Origin of the sequence: Ruminococcus sp. SR1/5 (assembly GCF_000209835.1) — a bacterium.
Taxonomy (GTDB): Bacteria; Bacillota; Clostridia; order Lachnospirales; family Lachnospiraceae; genus Blautia_A; species Blautia_A fusiformis.
The window spans coordinates 1,205,907-1,228,946 of record NC_021014.1 but is presented as its reverse complement, the minus strand read 5'-3'; the positions used below and the strand labels follow the sequence as shown (position 1 = coordinate 1,228,946).

General features: G+C 50.9%; 34 protein-coding genes. All 34 read right to left on the bottom strand.

Features of this window, described 5'->3' with window-relative positions:
- Position 1: 1 nt before the first annotated feature.
- The 34 genes from CK1_RS06385 to CK1_RS06220 all read right to left on the bottom strand — a co-directional run bounded on the left by CK1_RS06385 (position 2) and on the right by CK1_RS06220 (position 23,037).
- On the bottom strand, positions 2-151 hold the full coding sequence (locus CK1_RS06385; protein WP_015525454.1) for a hypothetical protein: 150 nt from the start codon (positions 149-151) through the stop codon (positions 2-4).
- Between the two features lie 26 nt (positions 152-177).
- Entirely contained in the window at positions 178-693 is a 516-nt protein-coding gene (locus CK1_RS06380) for a phage tail assembly chaperone (protein WP_015525453.1), read from the bottom strand.
- A 78-nt stretch (positions 694-771) separates the two neighbouring features.
- Positions 772-1,233 (bottom strand): phage tail tube protein, encoded by a 462-nt coding sequence (locus CK1_RS06375; protein WP_015525452.1) that lies wholly within the window; start codon positions 1,231-1,233, stop codon positions 772-774.
- A gap of 19 nt (positions 1,234-1,252) precedes the next feature.
- On the bottom strand, positions 1,253-2,674 hold the full coding sequence (locus tag CK1_RS06370) for a phage tail sheath subtilisin-like domain-containing protein (RefSeq protein WP_015525451.1): 1,422 nt from the start codon (positions 2,672-2,674) through the stop codon (positions 1,253-1,255).
- The gene (locus tag CK1_RS06365; protein WP_015525450.1) at positions 2,674-2,961 is read right to left on the bottom strand and encodes a YqzN/YkzM domain-containing protein; all 288 of its coding nucleotides are present in this window, start codon (positions 2,959-2,961) and stop codon (positions 2,674-2,676) included. The genes CK1_RS06370 and CK1_RS06365 overlap by 1 nt, the downstream gene beginning before the upstream one ends.
- A gap of 13 nt (positions 2,962-2,974) precedes the next feature.
- The gene (locus CK1_RS06360; protein ID WP_015525449.1) at positions 2,975-3,844 is read right to left on the bottom strand and encodes a hypothetical protein; all 870 of its coding nucleotides are present in this window, start codon (positions 3,842-3,844) and stop codon (positions 2,975-2,977) included.
- On the bottom strand, positions 3,841-4,140 hold the full coding sequence (locus tag CK1_RS06355; RefSeq protein WP_015525448.1) for a DUF5026 domain-containing protein: 300 nt from the start codon (positions 4,138-4,140) through the stop codon (positions 3,841-3,843). Before CK1_RS06355 ends, CK1_RS06360 begins: the two co-directional genes overlap by 4 nt.
- Before the next feature lie 12 nt (positions 4,141-4,152).
- Entirely contained in the window at positions 4,153-4,572 is a 420-nt protein-coding gene (locus tag CK1_RS06350; protein ID WP_015525447.1) for an HK97-gp10 family putative phage morphogenesis protein, read from the bottom strand.
- Positions 4,569-4,883 carry a hypothetical protein gene (locus CK1_RS06345; protein WP_306288807.1) on the bottom strand — a complete coding sequence of 105 codons (315 nt, stop codon included), beginning with the start codon at positions 4,881-4,883 and terminating at the stop codon, positions 4,569-4,571. The genes CK1_RS06350 and CK1_RS06345 overlap by 4 nt, the downstream gene beginning before the upstream one ends.
- 1 nt (position 4,884) lies before the next feature.
- A complete protein-coding gene (locus CK1_RS06340; protein ID WP_015525446.1) occupies positions 4,885-5,334 on the bottom strand; it encodes a hypothetical protein in 450 nt (149 codons plus the stop codon).
- Between the two features lie 11 nt (positions 5,335-5,345).
- Positions 5,346-5,786: a hypothetical protein gene (locus CK1_RS06335; protein WP_015525445.1), complete on the bottom strand. Its 441-nt coding sequence runs from the start codon at positions 5,784-5,786 to the stop codon at positions 5,346-5,348.
- 19 nt (positions 5,787-5,805) lie between these two features.
- On the bottom strand, positions 5,806-6,837 hold the full coding sequence (locus CK1_RS06330) for a hypothetical protein (RefSeq protein ID WP_015525444.1): 1,032 nt from the start codon (positions 6,835-6,837) through the stop codon (positions 5,806-5,808).
- 22 nt (positions 6,838-6,859) lie between these two features.
- Entirely contained in the window at positions 6,860-7,246 is a 387-nt protein-coding gene (locus CK1_RS06325; RefSeq protein WP_015525443.1) for a capsid cement protein, read from the bottom strand.
- 13 nt (positions 7,247-7,259) lie between these two features.
- Positions 7,260-8,558, bottom strand: a complete 1,299-nt coding sequence (locus tag CK1_RS06320) for a hypothetical protein (protein WP_306288806.1) — start codon at positions 8,556-8,558, stop codon at positions 7,260-7,262.
- Between the two features lie 67 nt (positions 8,559-8,625).
- Positions 8,626-9,093, bottom strand: a complete 468-nt coding sequence (locus CK1_RS06315; protein ID WP_015525442.1) for an XkdF-like putative serine protease domain-containing protein — start codon at positions 9,091-9,093, stop codon at positions 8,626-8,628.
- Positions 9,094-9,239: 146 nt separating this feature from the next.
- A complete protein-coding gene (locus CK1_RS06310; protein WP_015525441.1) occupies positions 9,240-9,662 on the bottom strand; it encodes a hypothetical protein in 423 nt (140 codons plus the stop codon).
- Positions 9,662-13,081, bottom strand: a complete 3,420-nt coding sequence (locus tag CK1_RS06305; protein WP_015525440.1) for a phage minor head protein — start codon at positions 13,079-13,081, stop codon at positions 9,662-9,664. Before CK1_RS06305 ends, CK1_RS06310 begins: the two co-directional genes overlap by 1 nt.
- Positions 13,081-14,520: a phage portal protein family protein gene (locus tag CK1_RS06300; protein WP_306288805.1), complete on the bottom strand. Its 1,440-nt coding sequence runs from the start codon at positions 14,518-14,520 to the stop codon at positions 13,081-13,083. Before CK1_RS06300 ends, CK1_RS06305 begins: the two co-directional genes overlap by 1 nt.
- Positions 14,520-14,678, bottom strand: a complete 159-nt coding sequence (locus CK1_RS06295; protein WP_015525439.1) for a hypothetical protein — start codon at positions 14,676-14,678, stop codon at positions 14,520-14,522. The genes CK1_RS06300 and CK1_RS06295 overlap by 1 nt, the downstream gene beginning before the upstream one ends.
- Positions 14,678-15,001: a hypothetical protein gene (locus CK1_RS06290; RefSeq protein ID WP_015525438.1), complete on the bottom strand. Its 324-nt coding sequence runs from the start codon at positions 14,999-15,001 to the stop codon at positions 14,678-14,680. The genes CK1_RS06295 and CK1_RS06290 overlap by 1 nt, the downstream gene beginning before the upstream one ends.
- 11 nt (positions 15,002-15,012) lie before the next feature.
- The gene (gene terL, locus CK1_RS06285; RefSeq protein ID WP_306288804.1) at positions 15,013-16,512 is read right to left on the bottom strand and encodes a phage terminase large subunit; all 1,500 of its coding nucleotides are present in this window, start codon (positions 16,510-16,512) and stop codon (positions 15,013-15,015) included.
- Positions 16,481-17,059, bottom strand: a complete 579-nt coding sequence (locus CK1_RS06280; RefSeq protein ID WP_015525437.1) for a hypothetical protein — start codon at positions 17,057-17,059, stop codon at positions 16,481-16,483. Before CK1_RS06280 ends, terL begins: the two co-directional genes overlap by 32 nt.
- Before the next feature lie 63 nt (positions 17,060-17,122).
- A complete protein-coding gene (locus tag CK1_RS06275) occupies positions 17,123-18,769 on the bottom strand; it encodes a site-specific DNA-methyltransferase (protein WP_015525436.1) in 1,647 nt (548 codons plus the stop codon).
- A 78-nt stretch (positions 18,770-18,847) separates the two neighbouring features.
- The gene (locus tag CK1_RS06270) at positions 18,848-19,492 is read right to left on the bottom strand and encodes a hypothetical protein (RefSeq protein ID WP_015525435.1); all 645 of its coding nucleotides are present in this window, start codon (positions 19,490-19,492) and stop codon (positions 18,848-18,850) included.
- Entirely contained in the window at positions 19,480-19,761 is a 282-nt protein-coding gene (locus CK1_RS06265; protein ID WP_015525434.1) for a hypothetical protein, read from the bottom strand. Before CK1_RS06265 ends, CK1_RS06270 begins: the two co-directional genes overlap by 13 nt.
- A gap of 42 nt (positions 19,762-19,803) precedes the next feature.
- Complete coding sequence (locus CK1_RS06260) at positions 19,804-20,064, bottom strand: hypothetical protein (RefSeq protein WP_015525433.1); 261 nt, start codon at positions 20,062-20,064, stop codon at positions 19,804-19,806.
- Positions 20,065-20,138: 74 nt separating this feature from the next.
- Positions 20,139-20,966 carry a DUF5131 family protein gene (locus tag CK1_RS06255; protein WP_015525432.1) on the bottom strand — a complete coding sequence of 276 codons (828 nt, stop codon included), beginning with the start codon at positions 20,964-20,966 and terminating at the stop codon, positions 20,139-20,141.
- Complete coding sequence (locus tag CK1_RS06250) at positions 20,947-21,378, bottom strand: hypothetical protein (RefSeq protein WP_015525431.1); 432 nt, start codon at positions 21,376-21,378, stop codon at positions 20,947-20,949. Before CK1_RS06250 ends, CK1_RS06255 begins: the two co-directional genes overlap by 20 nt.
- 13 nt (positions 21,379-21,391) lie before the next feature.
- On the bottom strand, positions 21,392-21,562 hold the full coding sequence (locus CK1_RS06245) for a hypothetical protein (protein ID WP_015525430.1): 171 nt from the start codon (positions 21,560-21,562) through the stop codon (positions 21,392-21,394).
- Complete coding sequence (locus CK1_RS06240) at positions 21,555-21,872, bottom strand: hypothetical protein (RefSeq protein WP_015525429.1); 318 nt, start codon at positions 21,870-21,872, stop codon at positions 21,555-21,557. The genes CK1_RS06245 and CK1_RS06240 overlap by 8 nt, the downstream gene beginning before the upstream one ends.
- Positions 21,873-21,954: 82 nt before the next feature.
- The gene (locus CK1_RS06235) at positions 21,955-22,179 is read right to left on the bottom strand and encodes a hypothetical protein (RefSeq protein ID WP_306288803.1); all 225 of its coding nucleotides are present in this window, start codon (positions 22,177-22,179) and stop codon (positions 21,955-21,957) included.
- On the bottom strand, positions 22,166-22,405 hold the full coding sequence (locus tag CK1_RS06230) for a hypothetical protein (protein WP_015525428.1): 240 nt from the start codon (positions 22,403-22,405) through the stop codon (positions 22,166-22,168). Before CK1_RS06230 ends, CK1_RS06235 begins: the two co-directional genes overlap by 14 nt.
- On the bottom strand, positions 22,405-22,764 hold the full coding sequence (locus CK1_RS06225; RefSeq protein WP_015525427.1) for a hypothetical protein: 360 nt from the start codon (positions 22,762-22,764) through the stop codon (positions 22,405-22,407). The genes CK1_RS06230 and CK1_RS06225 overlap by 1 nt, the downstream gene beginning before the upstream one ends.
- Before the next feature lie 9 nt (positions 22,765-22,773).
- Complete coding sequence (locus CK1_RS06220; RefSeq protein WP_015525426.1) at positions 22,774-23,037, bottom strand: hypothetical protein; 264 nt, start codon at positions 23,035-23,037, stop codon at positions 22,774-22,776.
- Positions 23,038-23,040: the final 3 nt, after the last annotated feature.

Sequence of the window (23,040 nt, the reverse complement as noted above, 5' to 3'; positions counted from 1 at the left end):
TTTACTCACCGCCCTCCTCAGTGCCGTCTCTTGCTTTCTGCTCAGCTATCAGCTGTATTTTCATACTTTCCAGCATGAGCACCTGCGCCCAGTCTGGTTTGCTCAAAAACTCGTCAAACGGGATATGATGCCGTTGGAAAATAATGTGCATAAGCGTTGTTTTGCCGCCGGCTTCGATTAGTTTTTTGCTACATCCTCCATAGTCGGCTGATATCCGGAAATCTCGTCAAGTTTGGCCAGGATCTCGTCTTTCTCGCCGGATTTCAAAACCACCTCAACCAGGTCAATACCGTTCAGCACGTTCAGGTTCTTCCATGCGTCACGGTTATCCCAAATCTTGTCACGATCTTCCTCAACGGTTGCCTCATAGATCAGCTGTGCGCGGTATCTGGCAGCGTCAACACTCTCTGCCACTCTTGTACCCAGCTGCTTGTTGCGCTTGTAGTTTGTGTTATCTTTCTTGCACTGCACATATTCATTTTCACCCATCGGGCGGATACGGAAAGACAGCACAACAGCGCCGTTTCTCTTAATTTCAATCGGTACTGCTTCCTCTGCGTCTGTCTTGTATGCGGCGGCTGCCATAAGTCCGCCCAGGATGTCATTTTCGTACTTTCTCACTGTTGCTTTCTTCTCGTCCTCAGTCATTTCAACAGCTGCCTCATTTTCTAAATTCACATTCTTAGTTGCCATGTTCTCAAATCCTCCTGGTTTATTTTAAAAATGCCGCGAGGCTATTCCCCGCGGCTCTGTCTGTGTAGTTATATGGTTTTAGGCTCTCAGCTTGCCCTGCTGGTTTACTGCACCGTTTACGAACAGGCTCCACTGTCTCTTAATCAGATCGCCTACTGTTACGTTCTGCAGGTCAATATTTCCGGACGGTACACAATCGTTGTATACCAGTCTTTCCTCAGAACCGTTGCGGCCCTTGATAACGCCCTGGAAGTTCCAGGACGGCATTTCTCCGGACTTCATTCCGGCCAGCAGATCAGTTATAAACTCGCCGTCCTCTACCACGATTTCGGTAAAAGTAAGTGTCTGGCCATAGCTGGTAAAAATCTCATGTTCCTGCGGGTCGCCCAGCGGCTGGAACTTGGTATTTGTTACATTTACCTGTGCCTGGTATGTTTCCATAGTGGCCAGCAGTTTGCCCTTGGCGTTGTACAGTGCGCCGTTTTTTCCGGTCAGCACTTTCTTGGCGTTAGCAACCGCCTGTGTGTTAATAATACTCATTGTCCTTTATCTCCTTTCTTTACTCAGAATCTTCCTCAGCTGCAAAACGGAAGCGGAATGTCAGGTAAATAGTTTCAATGCTGTCAAGGTCGTCAACAGCAATAATGAACCATGCAGAGTCTCCCTGCGCCGGATTTCCCTCGTCCTCAATTACGGTACCGGATAACAGCTTCTTTTCTCCCACCATTGCGTCAATAACGCGCTGTGCGGCTGCAATAACAGCTGCGCGGCCGTCGGGATCGTTGTCCACCTGGCCGATCAGGACCTCTGTAGTCTGCTCAACACGGTCCATAAGTTCGAAACGCTCTTTCACGCGGCGGATTTTCTTCCAACCTGCATCCTGGTCTTTGCTCAGGGTTACAAGAGTGTTGATCGCCTTTTCAATCCATACCTGCTTGCTCTTGCTGGTGGACAGCACAAGGCAACCGGATTTCAGGGCTTTCTTAATGGTTCCGCTGTTCAGGGTTTCTTTCAGGCCTGCTGCTCCGCTGATCACGGTATGAGTCAGGGAAGCATTTGCAGCACCGGCGCAAATCAGACCGCCGATTCTTGCCGCCAGCATATAACCCTCATACTCAACGCCGTCTGTGCCGATGTACGGATTCAGTACATAGTGGATTTTTTCGTCATTGAATGCCGCTGCGTGCTGCATACGGGTTTCAATCTCCACGGAGCTAGGCTCTGCCACGGTCGCCATGGTATATGCTCCCTCCTGGAACACTCTGGCAACGTGAGTTGCAATCAGTGTGTGGACTGCTGCGTCGTTGGTGTCAACGATGATCATGTCTCTCACTTCTGCCTCGCTTGCGTTTGCAGCTTCTCCGTATGCTGCGGTGTTTACTGTCGGGTTTGTACCAACAGTAAAGGCTTTCTGTGTAACATCTGCCAGAGTGCCGTTTCCTGGAGCTTTCTTTGTAGCTTTCACGTACTTGCTGTTTGCAAATGCGGCCACAATTCCGTCAACCTCTGTTTTTCCGGCTGCAAAGGTTACTTTTTCAAGGGCTTTTGTTCCCTCATAGATGGTTGCCTCTTTTGCTGCTTCATCATCCAGGGAAGCCTTTACGGTAATGGTAAATGCTCTGTTTCCCGGATAAAGTGCTGTAAGCACAACAGCATCAACAGCAGCGCTGGTTGTGGTATCTTTCAGAGTAATTGTTGCCGGTGTTCCGCCAGTTCCAACACGTACCACAACGCACTCCTCCATGCCTCCGGCCATAAATGCTGTGATAGCATCATATCCGGAACCCGCACCGATAACGTTGGAAACATCAGTGCTCTGGTCAATCGTGACCGGTGTGTTTAATACTCCCCAGTTACCTGTTACAAGTGCGCAACCGACGCCGGATCTGGCTCCGGCTGCTTCTACTCCGCCCGCGTTCTCATAGCGCTTGTATACGCCAGGGCGTTCTTTCTTTTCTCCTACAACAAAAAATCCGCTCATTAGTTTTTAACCTCCTTGTTGGCAAATTTCTTTACAAGCTCCTCAGCTTCCGCTTTGGTCGCTTCTTTCTTTCCGGCTACTGCAAAAGCAGCGCGCACAATGTCCGGGCTGTATTTGCCCTCAAACACTTTTGCAGCTGCTCTGGCGTATTCCTCGGCAGTGTAGACCGGTGCTGTGAGCTTCTCAGCCGCCTCATTTTCGACTTTTACGGCCTCAGCCCTGGAATTGTCCGCCTGTGCCTGTTCAGCCGTTTCTGTGGCTTCTGTGGGCTTCTTGGTTGTTGCCATTTCTTCGTCCTCCTTATTTGTTGAAATAGGTTTCTTTCAGTGGGTGGGAATACCCACTGAAATTCTCAGTTGCGTACTGCCCTTTGATGGTTATCTGCCCCCTGGTCAGGTAGTCGGCGGCATTATCAACCGCCAATTCATCAAAAAGCAGCGGTGCACCGTCCAGGAGGATAATTTCTCCCAGTCTGGCCAGGGTGTCGTATAGATACCGTGTCCAGCTGTTCCTTGCCTCCGGCGTTGGTGCGATCACATGTATGGCCATGCTGCACTCCATCCATGTGAGTGCGCATGTCTGGCGTTTCTTTTTCGTCCCGGAAATGCGCACATAAATAGCCGGGTGGAAGTCACTCGGCTCATAAAAACTTTCAATATGGTCTTTGTTGATCACAAGGGCGTCTGTTTCCCAGCGTTTCAAAAATTCCTGCATTGCAAGTGCCGGATCCGGTGCCTGTGTGATCTGCTGTGGGAATGCAATCAGCAAAAATGTAAGCGAACACCCGTTTACTAGGGTGTTAGGGTTCTGGCTGTCATTCACTTCAAACAGCTCCGTTCTGGCCCAGGTAATACAATAGGCTCCATCATCCGCCTGCATTACCACGTCGCAAAGCGCTATACGCACCAGCGGCGCCAACTCCTCCGGTGGCTTGCCTGTGTCGTCACTGTATACGTTCACGCTTACCATGCCGCTGCTGTGCCGTTCCGGGTCTGCTGTCATGTCTACCAGGTAATCAGCGCGGGGGTACTGGCTCACTCCCCACCCCTGGGCTTTGTCGTCCGGTGCTTTCTGTAAAAACATCGCCGGAACGCCCTCATACTTTGCCAGGCTCTCTGCCAGTTCTTTCTCCTGGACAAGCCTGGTGTAGATCAGTTCTTCCAGGGTCATGCTGTCGCGCTGTCGCTTTCATTCTCTGCGGGTACAATGTTCTGTACGGCCTGCATGTCCTCCGTCCAGGTTCCCTGCCATTCCCCGCCGGCCACTTCACTTGCCAGTATTACAAAGTGGTTTGAAACATTCCCTATGCCAGTGTGGTAAAGCACAACGAGCTCATTGCTGGTTATCCCAACAACAAGCCCGTTTTTGTACTCGTCCCATGTTTTATGCTTTGCCCTTATCAGATCGCCCTTGTGCACCTGCTCACTGTCAAAAACAGGTGCCGCTCTGTCTTTTATCAATGCCATGTTGGCACCTCCTTACACGTTGTACGGTGCTCCGAAAATGCTTTTGATTTCGGGTTCCGCTTTCTGTTTAATCTTTTCCACGTATGGCCTTGCCGCCATTTTGCTTGTGCCATGTTCCAGGTACCCTGCATAATGGGTATCTGTCTCAATGGCCACTTTCACGGATAAAGCCCCGCCGGAGGATCCTGCCACCGGTCTGAAGCTGCTCCGCAACTTTCCACTGCGTACTGCTGGCGGTTCGCCTGGTGCAGACGCCGTGTAACTGCTCTTTTTAAATGATTTCTTGTAGCTCCTGCCGCCTCGCTGCCCTCTCAGCACTTGCAGCTCCGCATTTTTCAGCGCCCTGCTGCCTCTTGCGGCTCTGGATTTCATTTCCTGGCCGATAGCGGTCACTTTTTTTGCTACTTCAACGCTTATATCAGGCACGCTCATACGTCTGCCCTCTCTTCCACGTAATAGATGGTATACAGCCCCAGCTGCCCCGGTTCGTCAACGCCCTGCACATAAAACTTGCGGTTTCCGCATGTCAGCTGGTCCGTTTCCGCTGCTTTCGGGTGTCCCCGGTCCACAATCGTGTGTGTGATCGGGTGCTGTATCTGTTCCCATCTGGCTTTTTCCTGCGGTGTTGCCTGGGCCAGAACGGCATGTATCATGGCACTGTCGTTGCTTTCATATTTTTTTACAGGGCGGCCTTTCCCATCTATGCCGCTGGTGCATTTTGCGACAAGAAAATCCTTGTACAAATTACCTGGTCTTAAATAAAAGATCGCGCTCGCCCCCTCCTGTTTTTGCATACGCATTGTCGTGCATACCGCCATAAAAATAATGACCTCCGTCTGTTCCCGATTCCGGAGAAGCCTTTCCGGCCGTTGGTACCGTGTCAGCTCCGCACTCTTTTTTCAGCTGTTCGTACTGCTTCCGCCAAAATTCTGCGCGGCTCTGCATTTCCAACTTTAACGGTCCGACCGTCGTGTTCACTTCCATGCCGAACCGGCGCATTATGCTTTCCAGCACGGCCAGCTTGGCACGTTTCCACGTCTTTCTTGCCGCAATGATGGCCTCGTATTCTTCGTTGCACAAAGCGCTGGTTTCCTGCTCGCCCTCGACCATGGTGTCGCCTATTTCGAAGCGCATACGGTCAACGCCAGGCTCTCCTATCTTCTCCGGATTATAGGTATACGTCTTTTTCTTCATGCGGCTTTACCTTACCTTTCTGCAGGTTCCAGGGCCTCTGCCTGGCTCTTGGCAGCTTTCTTTACAGTGTTGCGGGAATCAGCAGCGTGTAACACAATCAAAACGTTTTCGTTTGTCACGTCCTTGACTGCCTTTGCCGCCTCTTCCGCGTTCATCTGCATAATAGAAAAAATATGCTGCACGTCTCCCTCTGTCAGCGGCACACCCATAACCTGGGCGGTGTCTCCGTCAGATTCCTGCACTACCGGGATGGAAAATGTAACCTCTTCCCCCGTTTCCACCTGCACCAGCTCAGCAACAGGAAGCTCAGTGCCTCCTGTTACCTCAGCAATGCAACCAGCGCGTACCAGTGCACGCTCTCTGGACGGGAGGATGTGTCCATCCTGGATCAGCTCTCCCGGCTTGTAATCGTTGCCGAGTAGTGTGATCGGCTTTACGCATACATAGCTCATAACATCCTCCTTTCAGGCATTACACACAATCAGTAAAGTATGTTGCCAGATCGTCGGCTGTCTTTCTCATGTCGGTGCTCATAAGTCCCTCAATGAACTCGCTGTGTGTTCCGTTCTCTCCCTCGTACTGATCCATAGCAGTATAGGAACCATTTCCCAGCATATCCCAGGTAAAAATATAGCCAGCGGACGGCTCGTCTACCTGCGGGGTGTTGGTTGCATAGCACATCAGGGCGGCGTTGCTGTCACAAATAAACTGCATGTTTGCCTCTTCTCCCTGTTTTGCCACGTTGTAGGTGGATTCCAGTACCTTAACCCGCTCAAATCCCAGTACCTGGGCCAGAACCTGCTGTGTTACGATAGCCGGGTTTGCAGTGGATCCGGTGTACTTCACACGCTCAACAATGTCCGGGTGCTCTTTCAGTGCCAGGTATGCGTCATAGCCCAGGGCTAAACGGTTAGGCTGGCGGCGGCCTCTGCGCTTAATATCGCGGCGGCGCTCGTCAAAGAAGTGTACCGGATCAAAGTTGGCATCATTAAATTTCAGGAACTTCTTACCAGTCGGGTTGCTGTCTGTTCCCTGCCATTCGTCTCCCCATACTCCACTGTGGAAAAATCCCTTTGCGAAAAGGATATCAAGGTGCAGGCTCATCTGCTCGTTAGCAAAACGAACCTTGGCGCGGCGTGGATCCTGTACGCCCGGCGCATGGCTGCGCTGGTAGTTCAGTGCTGCGATCTGGTCAATGCCGACAATAACCTGGTCAACCTTGCAGCCATACTGGTTTTCTCCTGTTCCCATGATGGCCGGATTAACTTTTCCGAATGCCGGTTTGCGGGCTACGTTGTCCCTCGCAAGATCTCCCTTGTCGAATGTGTAGTAAAATCCGGAGCTAGTAGCTACCGGGCAAATCGGGAAAATGGACGGTGCCACCCAGTCGCCAGGCTGTGCGAAATATGCCTGGGACATATTAGTCAGGTACTGGTTTGGCTTCCATCCTTTTGCAATTTCTGCCGCAATCCCTGCGTTAGTGCTCATTACATTTCTGCTCATAGTCTTTTATTCCTCCTGTTTATTATTCTGCTGGCTTGTAGCCTGCTTTTACGATCTGTACAGCAATGCGCTGGCCTGCTTTTGTTGCTTCTTCCAGCGCAATGCCAACGATAAAGGACTTTGCTGTTGCCTTTACTGCCTTGCCGCCTGCTCCGACTGCCAGCTCGTCGCCGTATGCTACGGCTGCGCCAGCTGTCCATGCGCCAATATCCTTGATCTGCACGTCCAGGTCGTCCCCTGCTGTTACTTTGTCGTCGCATCCAGGCAATACAATACCGATGGCGTTCTTGCCTGCTGTTGCCACTTTTCCGTCAGCGCCAACTGCTAAAAAAGCCGGTGCCGGAATCTCTTCCCCGGCCTTTACCACAATTACTGCACTGTCATTGATAACTGTTCCGTAATAGCTCATGATCTCTGCCTCCTTATCGTCTTGTTGCCTCATACTCATGTACAAGGTCAGGGTTCTGTACACATGCAGCGTCAATGGATTCTGCATAGCTCAGGGTGGCGTTGCTCTTGCGGATTTCCTCCGCTTTCTTTTCGATCTGGCTCCATGCGTCAGTGCCTCCTGTGGCTCCTACGCCTCTTTTGCCAACCTCTCCGAAGAGTCCAGATTTTTCTACCGCTGCCACTGCTCCGTCAAGTACGCCGATCATGTCGTCGTATGCAGTGCCGCCTGCTGCCTGCAGTGCCTTTAATGTCGGGACCAGTTCTTCCGGTTTCTTGCCGATGATCTCGTACTTCTTCGCAACGTTGTAAAGTTTTTCCTCCTGCGCTGCGTCTGCCTGCTTTCTCAGTGCGATCAGTTCAGCTGCCACTAACGGGTGCAGGCCCTTGTAAATATCTTCGCCAGCTGCCTGCTGTCCTGTTGCTCCCTGTGCGCCCTCAGCGGCCGCTCCTGGGGTTTCTACTACTCCGGTGCCCGCTGCCTTGCCTACGCCCTCCGGCGCTGCTCCTGCGCCTGCTCCTGCGCCCTCAGCTCCATCCTCAACACCATAGCGCTTTTTAAGTTCTTCAAACGCCATGCGGTCTGTTGCTGTCATGTTTGCCTCGTTGAATTTCATGTCAGTTTCTCCTCCTATAAATTTCTTTGTTTTGGTTTTTCCGTTATCTTCCGGCGGTGTCTCCCCGCCCTCCTGTTCAGGATCCTCTGTTTCCGGCGGCTGCGGTTTGCCTGTCGCCTTTTCAATCATCCCTCCCAGGCGGTCAACGGTTTCCTGCATGTGCTCTACGCTCACGGCACCAGCTGTTTTTACAATCTGTGCCGTTTTACCTGCGCCCCAGGAAGTAACCAGGCCCTTGATGGCCACGTCAAACTCGTCAATGCTCTGGTTCATCAGTGCGGCCTTGTCCGTTACTTCTTCGTCCCGGATAATGCTGCACAAGCTGTTTTCCAGTGCAAAACACACATCCCAAATTTCATCAGTAATGTGGCGGAGCTTGCGTTCTTCCATCTTGTCATTGAATGTATCTGCTTTTTCAATGTCGGCCACTGCGCTGTCAATGTCTGCCTGGTCCAGCTTCAACGCCTTGCCAATGGCAGAAAAGAACTTGTGCAGGCCGCTTTTTGCTGGTGCCTGTTCCGGATTCTGGCCCGTCGGCTGTTCTTCCGGTTTCCCGCCGTTTCTCTTATACAGGGCAACGTGCGCGTGCTGGTTTGCGCCAGCATCCACCAGGCTAACCTCTGTTACTTCCAGGTCTTTCAACTTTGTCTTTGCCACTTTGACCGTGTCCTCCTCTCTAAATTTTTATAAACAAAAAACGCCAGTTTCCCGGTGTTCCTGCTTATCACTCTGCTGCGGCTCCGTCGTCGTCCTCAACTTCTTCCCGGATCGCGGTGCCGCCAATGGAGAACATGCTGTATTCTCCACTTTTCACTTTCTCCCATACGTCATCATCAGTGACGCGGAAGCCAATCCACCAACCAACCGGCAAGGTACCGGCGGCCAGTCCCATTGCTGTCTGCTTTTCCTCAGTCAGCACAACGCTTTCCACCATGACTGCGGTGCCCGTTCTTTCGTGCATTTCCCCGCCGTCTCGATACAGCTCTGCAAATTTATAGGCTGCGGCTTCCAGGGTTTCCGGGTCGATCATGTCCTCCTGCAGGTCAACAACCTCATTGCCGCCCACATCCACGGACACGTTGGCCCACCCAAATACAAGCCGCTTGTCCTCGTCTACTTTCTGAACCTTAAAGCGCCCCTTTTTCTCAACCGGCTGCGCCCGGCTCTTAATAATGTCACTGAAAGTCTGCATTTTCTCCTCCTTTTAGGCATGAAAAAAGCGCCTGGGTTCTTCCAGACGCTCTGCGTTAAATGGCATTTCTGCACATTATTGTTGATTTTCTGCACGTTTTCCGCGTTTTTGTCACGCTTTACGCTCAAAAATGTACGTTTTTGATTTTAAGTGTCCGTGCGGTGTCCTTTTCGCCTGTTCTCTTCCATCTCCCAGGCTCCAATTTCTGCCACGCGGCTGTTTGGCCAGTTCTTCCGGTACCAGAAATGCAGATCTGCTGTATTCTGGCAGCACTCAGCAATGTCCTTGCCCTGCGCGATCCACTTCCAGGTTTCTTTCCGGAATGTCTTAATATCCAGTGCAGAAAATTTATAGGTGCCGCCTCTGGCACCCATTACACTGTCATTACATTCAAACTCAAAATAGTCCCCGGTGTCCTTGATCACTTTTCCGGTCAAGGCCCATATACCGGAATCAGGTACCGCAAAATGCAGGCGCCCGTCCCGTGGATCCACAATAGGCTGTACGGCCACATTAAACATGCCAGGCATGTGCGGCTGTTCAAACCAGTATGCTTTTCTATAATCCATTACAGTTCACTCCCTACGGTTATAAATTTTTCAATATCAATGCCGTTAATATCCATTATACCCCGTGCTCGAAGTTCACTCAACAGGTGCTGCCTTTCATATCTGCTATTGCACATGATTTCTGTAAAATATCGGCTATCTATTCCGTTTCGGAACATAATTTCATTACTTCCAGCAAAACTGCTTTCCATATTCTTGACAAACTGTTCAGGGCTTGCCCCGTATTTACTTATATCTGCAACTTTTCCAAACTTATCCCCGCCAAAAGAATAATAGTCTGTACGTTCCAGGACTGCGGTACTCATTTTTATCTGGTAGTCGCCCGCTACACTGGCGTTGGAAAATTTTCGCTTTGCTTTCTGCGCGCTCCCGGTCACAAGTCTGGTAAATGCGTTATCAGCTCCGCCGGTTCCCATATCAGAGTACATGCTGGCACCAGCTGGCTGCTGTATGCCCTGCTTGATTCTGCTCATGGTGGACGAAATTCCGCCGCTTTGCAAAATTTTTATAACGTCGCCCTCTCTGGAAACACTATGGTAAACATACTTTGCGCCGGCCTTTTCCAGGTCCTTTGCAAGTCCAGGAACCACATAGGTTATATAGCCGTTGTATTCGTTCTGGAGCTTCATGCTGACCAGCTGCACCACATTGATATTTTCCTGGGCGATTATCTCGTCCAGTTTGTTTACCAGCTTGCTACCTGCCAGGTCTTTCAGCTCGTCCACCCGGTTAGGTGCTTGTGACCACACAAGCCTTGCCTTTTTCAGGGTTTCCTCTGCGGCTGCTGTCGGCGTCCTGGCTACTTCATCCAGACCTACCTTTTTCAGCAGCTCCGTGGCTTTTTTGGCGTCCACTATACCATCCCCACTGCTTCGAACGCGGATTCTAAAATATCCGTCCCAGGAATGCAGGCTTTGGCCGCTGTATAGCTCAAAGGACGCATACTTTGGATCATAGGGATCCAGATAGGTAGCAACCCCGTATATGTTCGCCTGGGTTTCAACCAGTGTGTTGCTGGTCCATGCTCTTGCTGTCGGGGCCGTGGTTTCAAAGCTCATATTGATATGCTGCGCTGGGACCGTCGGGTTTGCCCCGTCCATCCTCTGCAGTACATCATCCCAGGCGCTGGACCTCAGCTTGCCGGTAATCTCATAGTGCACGTCTCCGTCTATAATCATACGGCGGGCGCTCAGGTTCATGCCCTCAACCTTGTCCGCGTCGCTCCATACCGCCTGCCCCTGCTTTGGCCCTGGGTGTATCTTGTCAAAATCTGTAAAAACATCCTCGGCCGTTTTGGTTCCTGGAGGCAAGTGCCCTGTATTGGTTGCTGCAGGTGCTTTCGGTGTTGTCTTGGCATTTCTGGCCGCCTGGTTGGCTGCCAGTCTGTCCCGTACATCCTTGCTGCACTGTTTTGCCTTTACCGGGTCGGACAAGCTGTCAATGAGCTGCTGTTTGTTCATGTTGTTGCAATAGGCAATGTTTTGTGCCTTGGCCATCTGCAGCAGATCTGCCTTTCCCATCTTTTTCAGTGCCGTCACGTCATGCGTGGCTGCCTGGATGGTCTTGGCCGTGTTCTGCGCTTCGTCCGCCCACACAAAAGCTGCCTGTTTTTTACCGGTCCGCTGGGTCAGTAGGTCCGTGTAAAATGTCCGGTACGTTTCCCGGAGGTTCTGCTTTCGCTCCACAATGGCATCCAGCAGCTGCTCTGCATCCTTTCCCTTGCCTTTCAGGCTTTCAGCATAGCCCCTGAATATCTCTCTGTATTCCTTGTCAGGTATTGCCTCAACCCGTTTTATATATGCCAGGGTGTCCTGCGGGTTTAGGTCCAGCTCATTGTTGGCATACTTCCGGAAAACAGTGTTGTACAGCGGTTCTGTTTCGCCATACTTGCTGTTGGGGTGGTATGCGTATGTCATTTTCTGGCTGGCCTTGTCGGTAATGTACCGGAAAGACTGTTCTTTGTCTACGCCGATCAGCCGTCCGCTGGTATCTGTTACAAAATTGCCGCCGTGGCTGTCATAGTTCCCCAGCAACCAGTCTGTAACATGTTCTCGCTGTATCTGCTGTACCTGGTCAGCTGTCAGACCTTTTGTGCCGTACTGCTGCCACGCCTTGAAGTCGAACCCGTTCGGGTCCACGTCAATTTTCTGCTGGTATGCACCAAACTGGCCGCCTATGTTTCCGGTGCCAACCTTGACGGCCGTGTCCGGATCCACAATGTCCTGCACCTTGTAGCCAGCTTCCTGCACATAGGCCCGGAACTCTTCCGGTGTGCCGCTTTTGGACTGCGCCGGTTTGAAAAGCCATTCCGTGCCGCTGCCGTCCTCGCACAAGTGCATTTCTCCGGTACCTCCCAGGTGCGCCAGACCTTTGTCTTTCATTCCCTGCGGCATTTGCAAGCTGCCAGGGACGGACGGTGTTGCCGGATCCGGTATACTTGGCCCCGGTGTCTGGCTCTGTGCCGGCTGTATTACCGGCGGGGAAATCTCCCTATACTCAACCGCACACCTGCACTGCGGATGTGCCGGTGGTGTCAGCCTTTGCCCTCCAAAAAGTAATTTATTCAGCTTAAAATTAAAATTGTCGTCTATGCCTATCGTCTGCCCCTCTAGCCCGTTGCAGATATCACAAACGCCGTCGTCATAAGATGTTGACCATACCTTTTCCACAACGCCCATAAGGCCCTGCGCCTGGGCCATCTTTACCGCTTCATACTCGCCATGCTGATATGCAAACGCCATTTCTGTCTCCGCTATCATGTTAGCACGGTACCGGTGCTGTTGCGCTGCGTACTTGGCCGCTGCTTCCTGGGCTTTCTTGGCCGCTATGGCCTCTTTCATGCCTGGATTATTCTTTAGCAAGGAGTCTTTCACATGATCGTAATAGTTCGCGTTTGCAATAGCCTGGCGCTGTGTCAGGCCTATGCACGGACGTATTGCCCTAGATAACTCCTCCGCACTCTCTCCCTTGCTGTATGCTCTGGCGATCAGAGCGCTCACTGCGTTCTTTTGCTCAGCGCTTATGTTCGTCACAAACTCCGCGCCGTGCTCTTGAACCCACTTCGTTACCCCTGGCCATGTGTGATCAAAGAAAAAACTGTCATGCTGTTCCTGCACGCCCAGGCTTGCCGTTTCCATAGCTTTAACCCATACAGGGGACAGCTTGTCGCTTACCATCTTGCTATAATCCTGCTGCCACTGTTGGAAAGTGCTTTCGCTCATGTGGCCGTTCATTATAGCCTCGCGGATTTCCTTGTAGGTAATCGCATTTTGCTGGTTGGTCCATGTGCTATGCAAAATATATGCCGGTTCAGCGGACGCCGCGTTCAGGAAGCTGTTCAGCTTGTTCAGCGCATTTTGTCCGCCCTGGCTTTTCTTCTTGCCAGCCGCTTTGCGGATCCGTATCTTTTTAAATTGCATTATGGGTCCCTCCCCAGTCTCTTCCTTGCCTCCTCAACGGCCTGCATATCTTCCTCGGTCACTCCGTCAGGATCTTCCTCTCCTCCTCCGGGGTCAACCGTGCTGCTACGCTGCTGTTGCGGCTTTGCCTGCTGCCTTTGCCGCGCATTTACTGGCTTTTCTCCTCCTGAATCCGGCACTGCCGGTATATCATCTTCCAGGCGTTCAGGCAGGTGCGCTGCTTCTCTTACATAGTCCTCTAACTGGCTGTCTGGTGTTAAAATGCCGACGCCGGTCATTTCCTTTATGTAGTTGGCCAGCTTCTCAATGTCCTCGTCCTCAATGTCTCCGTGCTCCATTCGCGGATAATCTGTAATGCCGTTGAAGTGGTCGCCGTTCAGGTTGATCAGGCGGGGGATTGCCTGGTTATTAAAAACCTCACAAATAATATCAAGGTACGCGCCTATTGCCATGGAAAACAGTTCTGTCTTGTCGCTGCTTAGTGCAAAGCTGCCGACGCTCTGGTGTCCCAGGAAAATAAAATCTGCCAGCACTGTCATTGCCATGCGGGTGTCATATCTCTCAATGATCGCGTTGGTATCAAACTGGCGGCGGCCTCCTGTGCTCAACAGCTGGAACTGCCAGCCGTTCGGAAGCGCCAGCCCCTCGGTACTGTCTCGACGCACATTTTTAACAATGGCCTCCATACCTGCACGGATGGCTACCATGTCCGGATCATCCGTGTCCCATATGTTCATGCCCTCCGGTGCCGTCAACACCGGGAAGCCTGCCAGATCTCTCTCTATACCGATTCCCTCAATCTCCTGTATGCGGCGCTTGAAGTACCATGACCGGTATGCGTTCCTTAGTACGCTGCGCCCCTCCGGGTTGTTCTTCCGGCTCTTTGTCCGGAACAACAGGGCTTTATCTATCGGTATCGTGTACAGGCCGAAGTTTGGCGGCGGCATCTGTGTCATACCGGTCAGGTTGTCATTGTCGTCATACTCCCACTGATAAAGGGTTTCTTGTGCTCTAATAGGCAGCTTAGCCCATCCGATCAGCCCGTCGTCATACTTGCTATTTAAGCGGCTGTCCCGGTTTTTGCCGCAACGCCGCTTGTACACAATTTCGTGGTAGCTCCACCCGTATGTTAAAAACGACAAGATTTCCGAAATGGTATCTGTCCAGGTGTCCTGCATGTCGTCCATGCAGCTCTCAATAAACTCTGCCGCCTCTTCGTCTGCGTTCTCCGGTCCTCCTGGCTGTATGGTCCAGTTCGTCTGCCGGATCAGCATCTCAATAGCAAACAGTATGGCGCCGATCACGTCGTCATTGTCCGCCATTTCTCTGTATGTCTCCACGCCTTTACGGCCCTGGAGCTCTTTCAAAAATTCCTCGTAAAAAAAGCCGCCATAGCGCTTTTGCCCTATGCGGCCGATTTCTCCTGCTGTGGTTGCCACTATGACAGCCCTCCTTTCCGTCCACAAATCTTATACAGCAGCTTCTGTGCTGTCTGTTGTACCTTAACCTGCACGGAGGCGTTTCTGTCCATGTTCTTGCCGTCTCCCTTGCCGGTCTTATTGTTCCGGTTGATCCGGTTCATCAGCGACAGGCTCATTATTCCCCACCTGCCTCTGCTACCTGGCCATATCCATAGTACATAATGCCTGTACCGCTCAAAATCGTCACGCTGGCCGCTTTCAGGTACAAACAGTTGCCTGCTGTCAGAACCAGGCCGTCAACTGCTGCTGGTGCGTCCCAGGCAGCTCCCACTGTTCTGATTGTTGTATCAGTCAGTGCCTGCACCGCAACAATGTGGCGGTTCTCTGCCTCCGGTTCGTACTTAGTAGCCGCTCCGGTTGCATTATAAAGCATACACCCAAAACCGCCCATGCCAGCGATCATGCTTCCGTTTGCAGCGTTTCTGTTTCCCATTCCCATAGCCTTGCACCTCACTTTCTTCTCCAATAACTGCTCATGCCGCCCGCTACTGTCTCAGCCGGCGGTCCTGTCTGTGATGGCTTATCCATCAAATACAAAATTCCCTGCACCAGGGCGTCAACGGTATCTTTATACACGCCCTTTGGGAACATCAGTAAATCTTTCTGTAAATCAGTAACCCATGACGCCGTGTTTGGATCCGGAAAAAATACGTTCCCAGCCTCAAAATATGGTGTCACTGAAATAGCTCTCTCTTCCTTACTGCCGCGTGGGTTGAACGGTACCAGGCCAGAGACTTCTTTTCCCAGCACATCCATAACCGCCGGGCCGTTTGCCTTGTCCTCAACAACCTTTGCCCTGGCTTTTGGCCACTTGGCTGTCATATCCCGAACCGCTTTCACAGACTGGGTAAAACTCATTTTCTCGTTTACCAGGTCAAATACATAAACGTTGGGTCCGCTCCGGCCCATCACGTAACCAGCAACCTTAGCGCTGCCGTCGCTGTCTTTAAATGCCATGTCCCAGCTCTGTATGATCATATTGCAGTGTGGGGCTTGATTGTAATAATGCTGTAGCCCTGCCTTTTTGAAAATATTACCGTCTGCCGGTGCCGGTCGCTGCTGCATCTGTCCGGAATACTGCAATGAGCCCATGCTCTTTTTCAGTCCGGCCAGGGATTCCTTGTCATATCGCTGGGGGTTCAGGATGTCCCCCTCTTCCCTTATGAGCTGCTTGCCGCTTTTCGGGAATGTTATTATTGTCTTTTTCTCTGCCTCAGCTGGTAAACACAAATGTTCGTACCCCAGGTTTTCTGCCAGCACGTAACCGGTCAGGTCCATCTCATGCAAGCGCTGCATAACGATAATGATCGCGCCGTTCTTCGGGTCGTTCAATCGTGTCTGCAGTGTGTTCTTAAAAAAATCTATAGTGTTTTGCCGCTCAGTCTCACTGTTGGCCTGCGCTGGGTTCTGCGGGTCGTCAACTATAATTATGTCACCGCCCTCGCCAGTCAGTGCACCACCGACAGAGGTCGAAAACATCATACCTTGGTGGGTGTTCTTAAATTCGTTCTGCCGGTTTACGTCGTCTTTCAATTTTACAATGTCGCCCCAGTTCTCAGTGTACCAGGGAGACTGTATAATATCACGGCTCAGTACGTTGTGCTTACGGCTCAGGGAATCACTGTACGAAACCTTAATAAATCTTTTCTCAGGTGCCTGGGTCCAGGCCCAGCAGGGGAAGCACACCGTTACATTTATGCTTTTCATGTGTCGGGGCGGGATATTTATCACAAGCCGCTTTATTTCCCCGTCCCTAACAGCGTGCAGGTACTCACATATCAGATCAATGTGCCAGTTCGGTATATACGTGGTACCCGGCTCAATAATCGGCCAGGACTGCTGTATAAACTCCGATAGGGACCGCTCTGCCCGTTCCCTGCGAATCCCTTTTAACAGGGTTCCTGGGTCAAACTGGCTGCTATTTATGTAGCTTTCCCAGTATTTGCTCAAGGTTTTCCAGCTCCTCGTCTGATAGGTCGGACATGTCCGGAATGCTGCCGCTCAGTTCCAGGCCGCCGCTGTGCTCAACGGTTGCCTTTGCGCTCACGGCTATGCTCTCCGCACTGTCGCCGCGGCTCATTCTTTCTATCTTCACGCCGACGTCTGCCAGTCGGGCAATGTCCTGTGCAGACAATTCATTATCCGGGAGGGCTATCAGGCCACGGGTGGCTTTATTCAAAAGCTGTACGCCCAGTTTTGCGTGTAGATCGTGCATTTTCTTGATTTCCTGCTCATTCTTGAAGCGTTCCAGCTCGGTCATGTAAACATCATAGGCCGCTGCACGTTCTACCCAGTTCCACTGCGTACTCAGCTTTTCAATGCTGCTTTTGCTTTTCATTCCCATAGCATCTGCCAGGCGTCGAATGCTTCTTTTCTCCGGTTCCCGTCCCTGGGTTCCGTATGGCATATCTCTGTACTGGCAAAACTTTTGGTAATGCTGCGACTTCTCGCCCTCCTGCTGCTCCCATAGTTCAGGCGCGTCTCTCTTTGCTGCCATGTGCTGCTCCCTCCTTTCTCCAAAACATAAAAAGAACGGCCATGGTGGCCGCCCTCTCAGGTGTTACTCTTTGCCAGGGACATTGATGTCCTCAGCAGCTTCCGGCGTTTCTTCCGGATCCGGCATATTTGCCTTTATATTTTCATCATTCAGCTGCACGTATGCGTATTCTTTGCCGTCCCTGGTGCATGTAACACCAGCATTGCCGGTATAGCTTACATACCGCCGAATAATTCCATCACAATAGGTTGGGCTTAACTCTACCAGCCTGGCCTGTCTCTCGGTCATTTCTGCGCCGATCAGCGTGAAGCCAGAACCGCCGAACAGGTCCAGGATAATGTCTCCCGGATCCGAGCTGTTCAGTATCGCCCTTGTGGCCAGCTCCACCGGTTTCTGTGTCGGGTGGAACGTCGCCGTATCTCTTGCCACTTCCCAAACGGCTCCCTGCTTATCTTCCGGGTATAAGAAAACGCTTTTATCTTCCTGCAGTCTCAGGTACCGGATTTTCTTTCCCTTTGGTACCTTGTCAGAAATAAAAGCCTTGCCTCCTGCTCCGTCAGTCACAACAATGCCACCGCTCAGGGTGGTCGCCATGCCTGCATCATCCCGGAGGGTTATCTTCCAGCAGGTGTTGTTGCTGCGATCTCCGCACCACTTGGCCGTATGTCCTGCTTTCTCTGCATAAAACATAGGCTCGAAGTCTCTCAGGTAATCGGTACCGCTCAGGTTGTGGTTGTTCTTCAACCATATCAAGTATTGCTTTTCCAGCAGGCCTGCGGCTGTCATAGCGTCCTCAAAGTCCCTGCGGGTATCGGTCGCATGGTAAATGTAAAATGCAGCATCTGGCTTGCTGTACTTCACGGCGTTCTTAAATGCCGGAATCAGTAATTTACCGAGGAGGTCGTCGTCGGTCAGCTCGTCGTTGGCGATCATGCCGTTGTTTTCGATCTGCTGTTTCTGTCTCTTCCCGTTTCCTCCGCCACCATCCAGGCTTATGCCATACGGTGGATCAGTGTTCACGCACTGCGCCAGTTCATCCCCCAACAGCTTCTGCAGGGTTTCTGGCTTGGTGCTGTCTCCACAAATCAGGCGGTGCTGCCCCAGGTGCCAAATATCTCCGGCATGGGTCATGGGAATGTTTTTCGATGGCGGTACGGTGTCCTCTCCGTTGTTCTCCGTATCGTCCACACCTCCCAGGGCGTTGAGTAGATCTTCCAGGTCCTCCTCTGTGTATCCACTCATTTCCAGCGGTATCTCTCCGGTGTCCATCTGCTGCAGCATGTCTGCCAGTGCCGAGGTGTTCATTTCACTCAGCTCCGCCAGGCGGTTGTCTGCCATCAGATCAGCATACTCCTCTGCCTCCGAGGCATATTCCTGGTATTCAACAGGCACAACACTGGCCTGCATGGACTGTGCAGCTTCCAGGCGTCCGTGACCGGTCACAACAAAGCCGCTGCGTTTGCTCACTGTAATAGGTTTCCTCCATCCCTGCCCCTTGATAATGGCAGCCAGCAGTGCGACCTGCTTAGGTGGATGGGTGTTTGGGTTTCCAGGGTTCGGAACCACTTTGCCAATAGGTACCAGCTCGTCAAAAGCACAAAAGACCTTTACACCCTCCGGCGTAACGGCCCTTGCTTCCGCTTCGGTCTGGTAGTTGGCCACGTTGTTGAAATAGTTCTCAGCCTCGTCTTTTTTCTTCTTTCTTGCCATTTCTCCAATTCCTCCACTCTATCATTTTAACATCTATGTAGTGCATTGAAAATGTCTACTTTTTGCACCGTGCAGGCACTATGCAAGTCTTATGCCATCAATGCCGAAAATCAGTGCAGACAGCGGCTTTACAGCCTTTCCCAGGTCACTGTAATAGGTGCGCTTTTCTACACAATTTTCGCGTGCAATTTCTTCTGCACTCTTCTTTTCCGGCGCGATATATGCAGCGTGCAAAATCCGGTACCGGCGCATTTCCTCTGCCTTGCCGCTCTGCTCGCATGATATCCGGTACAATTTCAGCATTTCGTCAATGTGTGTCAGTATGATCAATGTGCGCTGCTGACTCTGCTTAATGCTGCCAATATAATAATTGTCCTCGTACTCGAAGCTGTCCAGGCCGTCCAGAATGTCCAGGGCACTCTCTTTTGCCTTGCGGCCATTAAATACTGCACCACTCACATGCTCTTTCAGATTCCGATAATTTGCCAGCAACAGGCGTGTGTTGTGCAGTCTCCGGGTATATCTTCCCTTTGTCTGCTCCTTTTTGCCCTCTTCCAGGCGTCTCTCCGCCGCTGCCGTGCCTGCTTCTACGCCTATGCGGATAGCTTCATCAATAGCCCGCTGGCTCAGCACCTCGTACACCCCTGCCAGTGCGCCAGGCTCTCTGCTGGTTCCTTTTACCTCTTCTTTCTCTTCCACGCTCTGCTCCATTACTCTCTCCATTCTGGACCAGCCTCCTCTCCTAACCATTCATCAATACGTTTTTCCTGTGCCTCCCTCAATAAAGGGCTTAAATACATTGTCGTTTTCCAGCACATCCGTTTCAGTGCTTTCCTCAGCTGCTCACTGTCCGCCAGTTTCAACATATCCTCATTTGTCTTGACCTTTTTCAGTTTTTCCTCATACATGGTATTTGCTGCGCACAACGCCCATGTGATCAAGCTCCCGGCTCCCAGCAATGCGCCGGCCACAAATGCTGCTATAATTTCCATGTCGGCCTCCTCTCCGATATGTTCCCGACATTTATGTCGGGATCAATCTATGTCCCAGTTTCTGTTGTCCCATATCTTTATGCCGCGTACCATTCTCCTGACGGTATAGCACACGCCCCAGCATTTCAATTTCTTAAAATACGCCTTTTCTCTCCATGTTAGCGGCCAGATTCTTCCTTTCAGCAGCGTAACCTCAACGGTACCACGATTGTTATCAACCATAACCCGCACCCGTTTAAATCCCAGCGCCTCAAAGAAATCCGTCATATACATGGCTTCCATAGCGCAATCCATTTTTCCCATAATTCTCATGCTCTCCTGCCTGTCCGGGCGGCGTGTTTCCACGCTCGCCCATAATATTTATTGACTTATCCACACTATCCCAAATTCTTAGGGGGATAACTAAATGGGAAATCCTGCACCAGTTCCCCGGTAAAATAAGGGGCCAGGTTATTTTTCAAAAATACCTTGCTACCGTGTGCCTGGGAAAATTCAAGGATATGCTGCACCCATTCTGCCTGTGGTATCGTTTTATTTTTCTGCTGGCCAGTCTCAGCTCCGACAATGATCCAGGGCGGCGCATAAGTTCCTTTTGTTTCACTGCGTATAACCCACGATGCATCAAAAGTAAAATCCTCCTGTATAGGCTCAATGCTTAAAAACCAGTTATACGTGCCAGGCTCAAACCAGGCATACTGCTGATCTGGTCTTGTTACTGTCGTGCCATACCAGAAATTTCCCTGCTGCGGCAGCTTTCCTGCTTCTGCCAGCTGTATGTATCTCTGTGGGTTCTTTGTCAGAAACAAATACGTGTGCCACGGCGCGGCTTGCGCCGCCCCGAAAACTCTCCGGATCCATTCATCCGGTACCCACTCCCCGAATAGGTCGCCCATGCTTACCACAAATATAACCGCCGGTTTCTTTTTCTGTGCCGGCATAGGCAGGCAATACTCCCGAAACATAGGTTCGAACTTTACCGGGAACGGCGTCACTTTCCCGATCTCGTTTTTAAAAGGCTTTTCTAGCACCCAGCGGGTTCCTCTTTCGTCCCACTCTTTTCTCAGCTGCTCAGATGTTTTGTTGATCAGCACATTACCAGAAAATCTGTTCGCCTGCTTAGCTGCGTAACAATACAGGCAGCCATGCTGACATCCTGTCACGGGATTCCATGTGAAATCACACCATTCAATCAGGCTTTTGTTCATCACGCGTGTTTCCCTCCTCTCTATCTGCAAACATAAATGTTATTTCCGCTCTTTTGCTTTCATAAAGTGGACGGATTGTAATGTTGTACGCGCACCGCGAATTGTCTCTTGTAAACTCAAATGTTTCCGCCAGCGTATTCCCGAAATAAATGCCATACTCCGTGCACTCGTCCAATTTTAAAATAAAAGGCAGATACTGGACCACTTCTTCTGCATGTTTAAATACGTTTTTATTTATGCGAATGTTTCCACGGTAATCTTTATAGATGTACCGGTACAGCTGTGGGAATCCATTTTGCAAACCCTCTTGCACAAAATTCTCAAAGTTTTCCATTGTATTGCAAATTGTTCCCCTTGCTATATATTCAATAGTCTTTTTCAGGTCAATCCAGCCGCTTTCATAAATTTTCATTGTCTTGCCCTCCTCACTTGCATTTTACCTTTTCCAGGATCCGCTGCCTCAGTGATTCATTGCTTTCAAACAGTCGTGGCTTTACCCCAAAAATGTACGCATGTTTTTTTAAGATTCTTCTCTGCAGGCGCCAGGCTGTCCACTTGCTGGGTTTCTTAAAGATTATTATCTCTTTTTCATCCATTGTCTTGCCCTCCATATCCCAGGTTTCCGGCTATCTTGTCCACGTCGTCGCGGGCTTTCTGGCTTTTCTCATAGTCCTCAAATCTTTCCAGGTCCATTTCCTGCCGCTCCGGATTGAAAGTTATATGTAAAAATGTTTTGCAGCCCAGGCAGGCACCGTGGCCGGTATTGATTCCCATCTCCATTGCAATGCTCTTGCAGATCCAGTTTTCTTTCCCACACACCGGGCACACGCCTTTGTATCTCTTGCGGGCGTCCTCATATTCCTTGCTCTGCGTGTCCTGCGCTATATGATCAATAATTTCTCCCATACTCAACTGCTGCTCCTTTCCCAGGCAGCTTGCGCTGCCTGTGTCTTATTGTGTGATATATTTTGGATTTTAGAATAGCACCCTACTTGTATTCTTTGCCGGTTCCTTTGTCTCTCAATGTGATCCGGCCTACAACCTCAAAACCAGCAAGCTCAGCTGTCTGCTTCATTACCGGGATGAGATTGCTTATCATTGCCAGGCGTTCCGTTTCTTTCTGTTTTTCCTCCCGGCGTATATTTCCCCAGGCCCCTCCGAATGTTGGATCCGGATAACCTTCCCCGTTTTTATTTACTCTATCTGTACCCACGTTTCTCCGCCTCCTCTGCTATCGGACAACCTGTGCAGGTTCCCCTTTCCGCTACAAAAATACAATTTTCATCTGTCAGCGCACAAATTGGCTGCTTTTCCTCGGTTTCTTCCTTCTCTTTCTTTTTCTCCCGGTGTGCGTCCATGGTAATGATCACAATTACCCACGCAATGCTCAACACGGTCAGCGCTCCGATTCCGGCCAAAATATTGATAATTATCTGCATTACTCTTTTACCTCCGCCAGGTTTATCTTTGTTTCTTCCACCAGCTTGTCCCGGAGGCTCTTAATCGTGTGCTTGCCGTCCTCAAATTCTTTCAACAAGTCCATGCAGCCATCATAATAATTTTCCAGTCGCTGCTTTCCCCAGCCTTTCTGCTCATGCAGATATGTCATGCCGAACAGGAGAAGCATGTCCAGAGCAGTCTCCGCTCGCTGCTTTTCCTTGCCTTTCTCAATCTCCTGCACTCTCCGGACGGCTTCGTTGGCTGTTTTCTGTTTCAGTTCATAAATACGATCCGGCGTCATGCGGATACTTTCTTTTCTCTCTTGCCGTTCCTTGGCTCTGCGTTCTTTTCTTCCCATAGCCGCCTCCTACTCTACCAGGTGGCTTACATCCTCAATATTCAGGATGTTTGCGTCGTGTAATACCAGGCTGTTGCCAATTCTCTCCGGAGTGCCGTAATACTCAACAATTTCTTTGCGGCTCCGATCATAGACCAGCACGTTTTTTGGTAATCTGCTCAGCTCCTCTACCTGCTTTTGCAGGCTCAGGCACATCAGGCCTGCGCTGATCAGTGCAACGCTGATCACAATCGTCCAGACTGCTTTTAATATTCCCGCTGCCTTTTTTCTCATGCT

Coding starts and splice junctions, on each gene's coding strand:
- CK1_RS06385 (WP_015525454.1), bottom strand. CDS start 151: ATGCACATTATTTTCCAACGGCATCATATCCCGTTTGACGAGTTTTTG.
- CK1_RS06265 (WP_015525434.1), bottom strand. CDS start 19,761: ATGGAAATTATAGCAGCATTTGTGGCCGGCGCATTGCTGGGAGCCGGG.
- CK1_RS06230 (WP_015525428.1), bottom strand. CDS start 22,405: ATGCAGATAATTATCAATATTTTGGCCGGAATCGGAGCGCTGACCGTG.
- CK1_RS06315 (WP_015525442.1), bottom strand. CDS start 9,093: ATGCAGACTTTCAGTGACATTATTAAGAGCCGGGCGCAGCCGGTTGAG.
- CK1_RS06325 (WP_015525443.1), bottom strand. CDS start 7,246: ATGAGCTATTACGGAACAGTTATCAATGACAGTGCAGTAATTGTGGTA.
- CK1_RS06305 (WP_015525440.1), bottom strand. CDS start 13,081: ATGCAATTTAAAAAGATACGGATCCGCAAAGCGGCTGGCAAGAAGAAA.
- CK1_RS06335 (WP_015525445.1), bottom strand. CDS start 5,786: ATGAGCTATGTATGCGTAAAGCCGATCACACTACTCGGCAACGATTAC.
- CK1_RS06330 (WP_015525444.1), bottom strand. CDS start 6,837: ATGAGCAGAAATGTAATGAGCACTAACGCAGGGATTGCGGCAGAAATT.
- CK1_RS06225 (WP_015525427.1), bottom strand. CDS start 22,764: ATGGGAAGAAAAGAACGCAGAGCCAAGGAACGGCAAGAGAGAAAAGAA.
- CK1_RS06275 (WP_015525436.1), bottom strand. CDS start 18,769: ATGGCAAGAAAGAAGAAAAAAGACGAGGCTGAGAACTATTTCAACAAC.
- CK1_RS06355 (WP_015525448.1), bottom strand. CDS start 4,140: ATGGCATTGATAAAAGACAGAGCGGCACCTGTTTTTGACAGTGAGCAG.
- CK1_RS06250 (WP_015525431.1), bottom strand. CDS start 21,378: ATGAAAATTTATGAAAGCGGCTGGATTGACCTGAAAAAGACTATTGAA.
- CK1_RS06290 (WP_015525438.1), bottom strand. CDS start 15,001: ATGGGAATGGGAAACAGAAACGCTGCAAACGGAAGCATGATCGCTGGC.
- CK1_RS06295 (WP_015525439.1), bottom strand. CDS start 14,678: ATGAGCCTGTCGCTGATGAACCGGATCAACCGGAACAATAAGACCGGC.
- CK1_RS06380 (WP_015525453.1), bottom strand. CDS start 693: ATGGCAACTAAGAATGTGAATTTAGAAAATGAGGCAGCTGTTGAAATG.
- CK1_RS06375 (WP_015525452.1), bottom strand. CDS start 1,233: ATGAGTATTATTAACACACAGGCGGTTGCTAACGCCAAGAAAGTGCTG.
- CK1_RS06245 (WP_015525430.1), bottom strand. CDS start 21,562: ATGGATGAAAAAGAGATAATAATCTTTAAGAAACCCAGCAAGTGGACA.
- CK1_RS06350 (WP_015525447.1), bottom strand. CDS start 4,572: ATGAGCGTGCCTGATATAAGCGTTGAAGTAGCAAAAAAAGTGACCGCT.
- CK1_RS06370 (WP_015525451.1), bottom strand. CDS start 2,674: ATGAGCGGATTTTTTGTTGTAGGAGAAAAGAAAGAACGCCCTGGCGTA.
- CK1_RS06255 (WP_015525432.1), bottom strand. CDS start 20,966: ATGAACAAAAGCCTGATTGAATGGTGTGATTTCACATGGAATCCCGTG.
- CK1_RS06240 (WP_015525429.1), bottom strand. CDS start 21,872: ATGGGAGAAATTATTGATCATATAGCGCAGGACACGCAGAGCAAGGAA.
- CK1_RS06310 (WP_015525441.1), bottom strand. CDS start 9,662: ATGGATTATAGAAAAGCATACTGGTTTGAACAGCCGCACATGCCTGGC.
- CK1_RS06220 (WP_015525426.1), bottom strand. CDS start 23,037: ATGAGAAAAAAGGCAGCGGGAATATTAAAAGCAGTCTGGACGATTGTG.
- CK1_RS06280 (WP_015525437.1), bottom strand. CDS start 17,059: ATGGCAGCAAAGAGAGACGCGCCTGAACTATGGGAGCAGCAGGAGGGC.
- CK1_RS06340 (WP_015525446.1), bottom strand. CDS start 5,334: ATGAAGAAAAAGACGTATACCTATAATCCGGAGAAGATAGGAGAGCCT.
- CK1_RS06260 (WP_015525433.1), bottom strand. CDS start 20,064: ATGGGAAAAATGGATTGCGCTATGGAAGCCATGTATATGACGGATTTC.
- CK1_RS06270 (WP_015525435.1), bottom strand. CDS start 19,492: ATGGAGAGAGTAATGGAGCAGAGCGTGGAAGAGAAAGAAGAGGTAAAA.
- CK1_RS06360 (WP_015525449.1), bottom strand. CDS start 3,844: ATGACCCTGGAAGAACTGATCTACACCAGGCTTGTCCAGGAGAAAGAA.
- CK1_RS06365 (WP_015525450.1), bottom strand. CDS start 2,961: ATGGCAACAACCAAGAAGCCCACAGAAGCCACAGAAACGGCTGAACAG.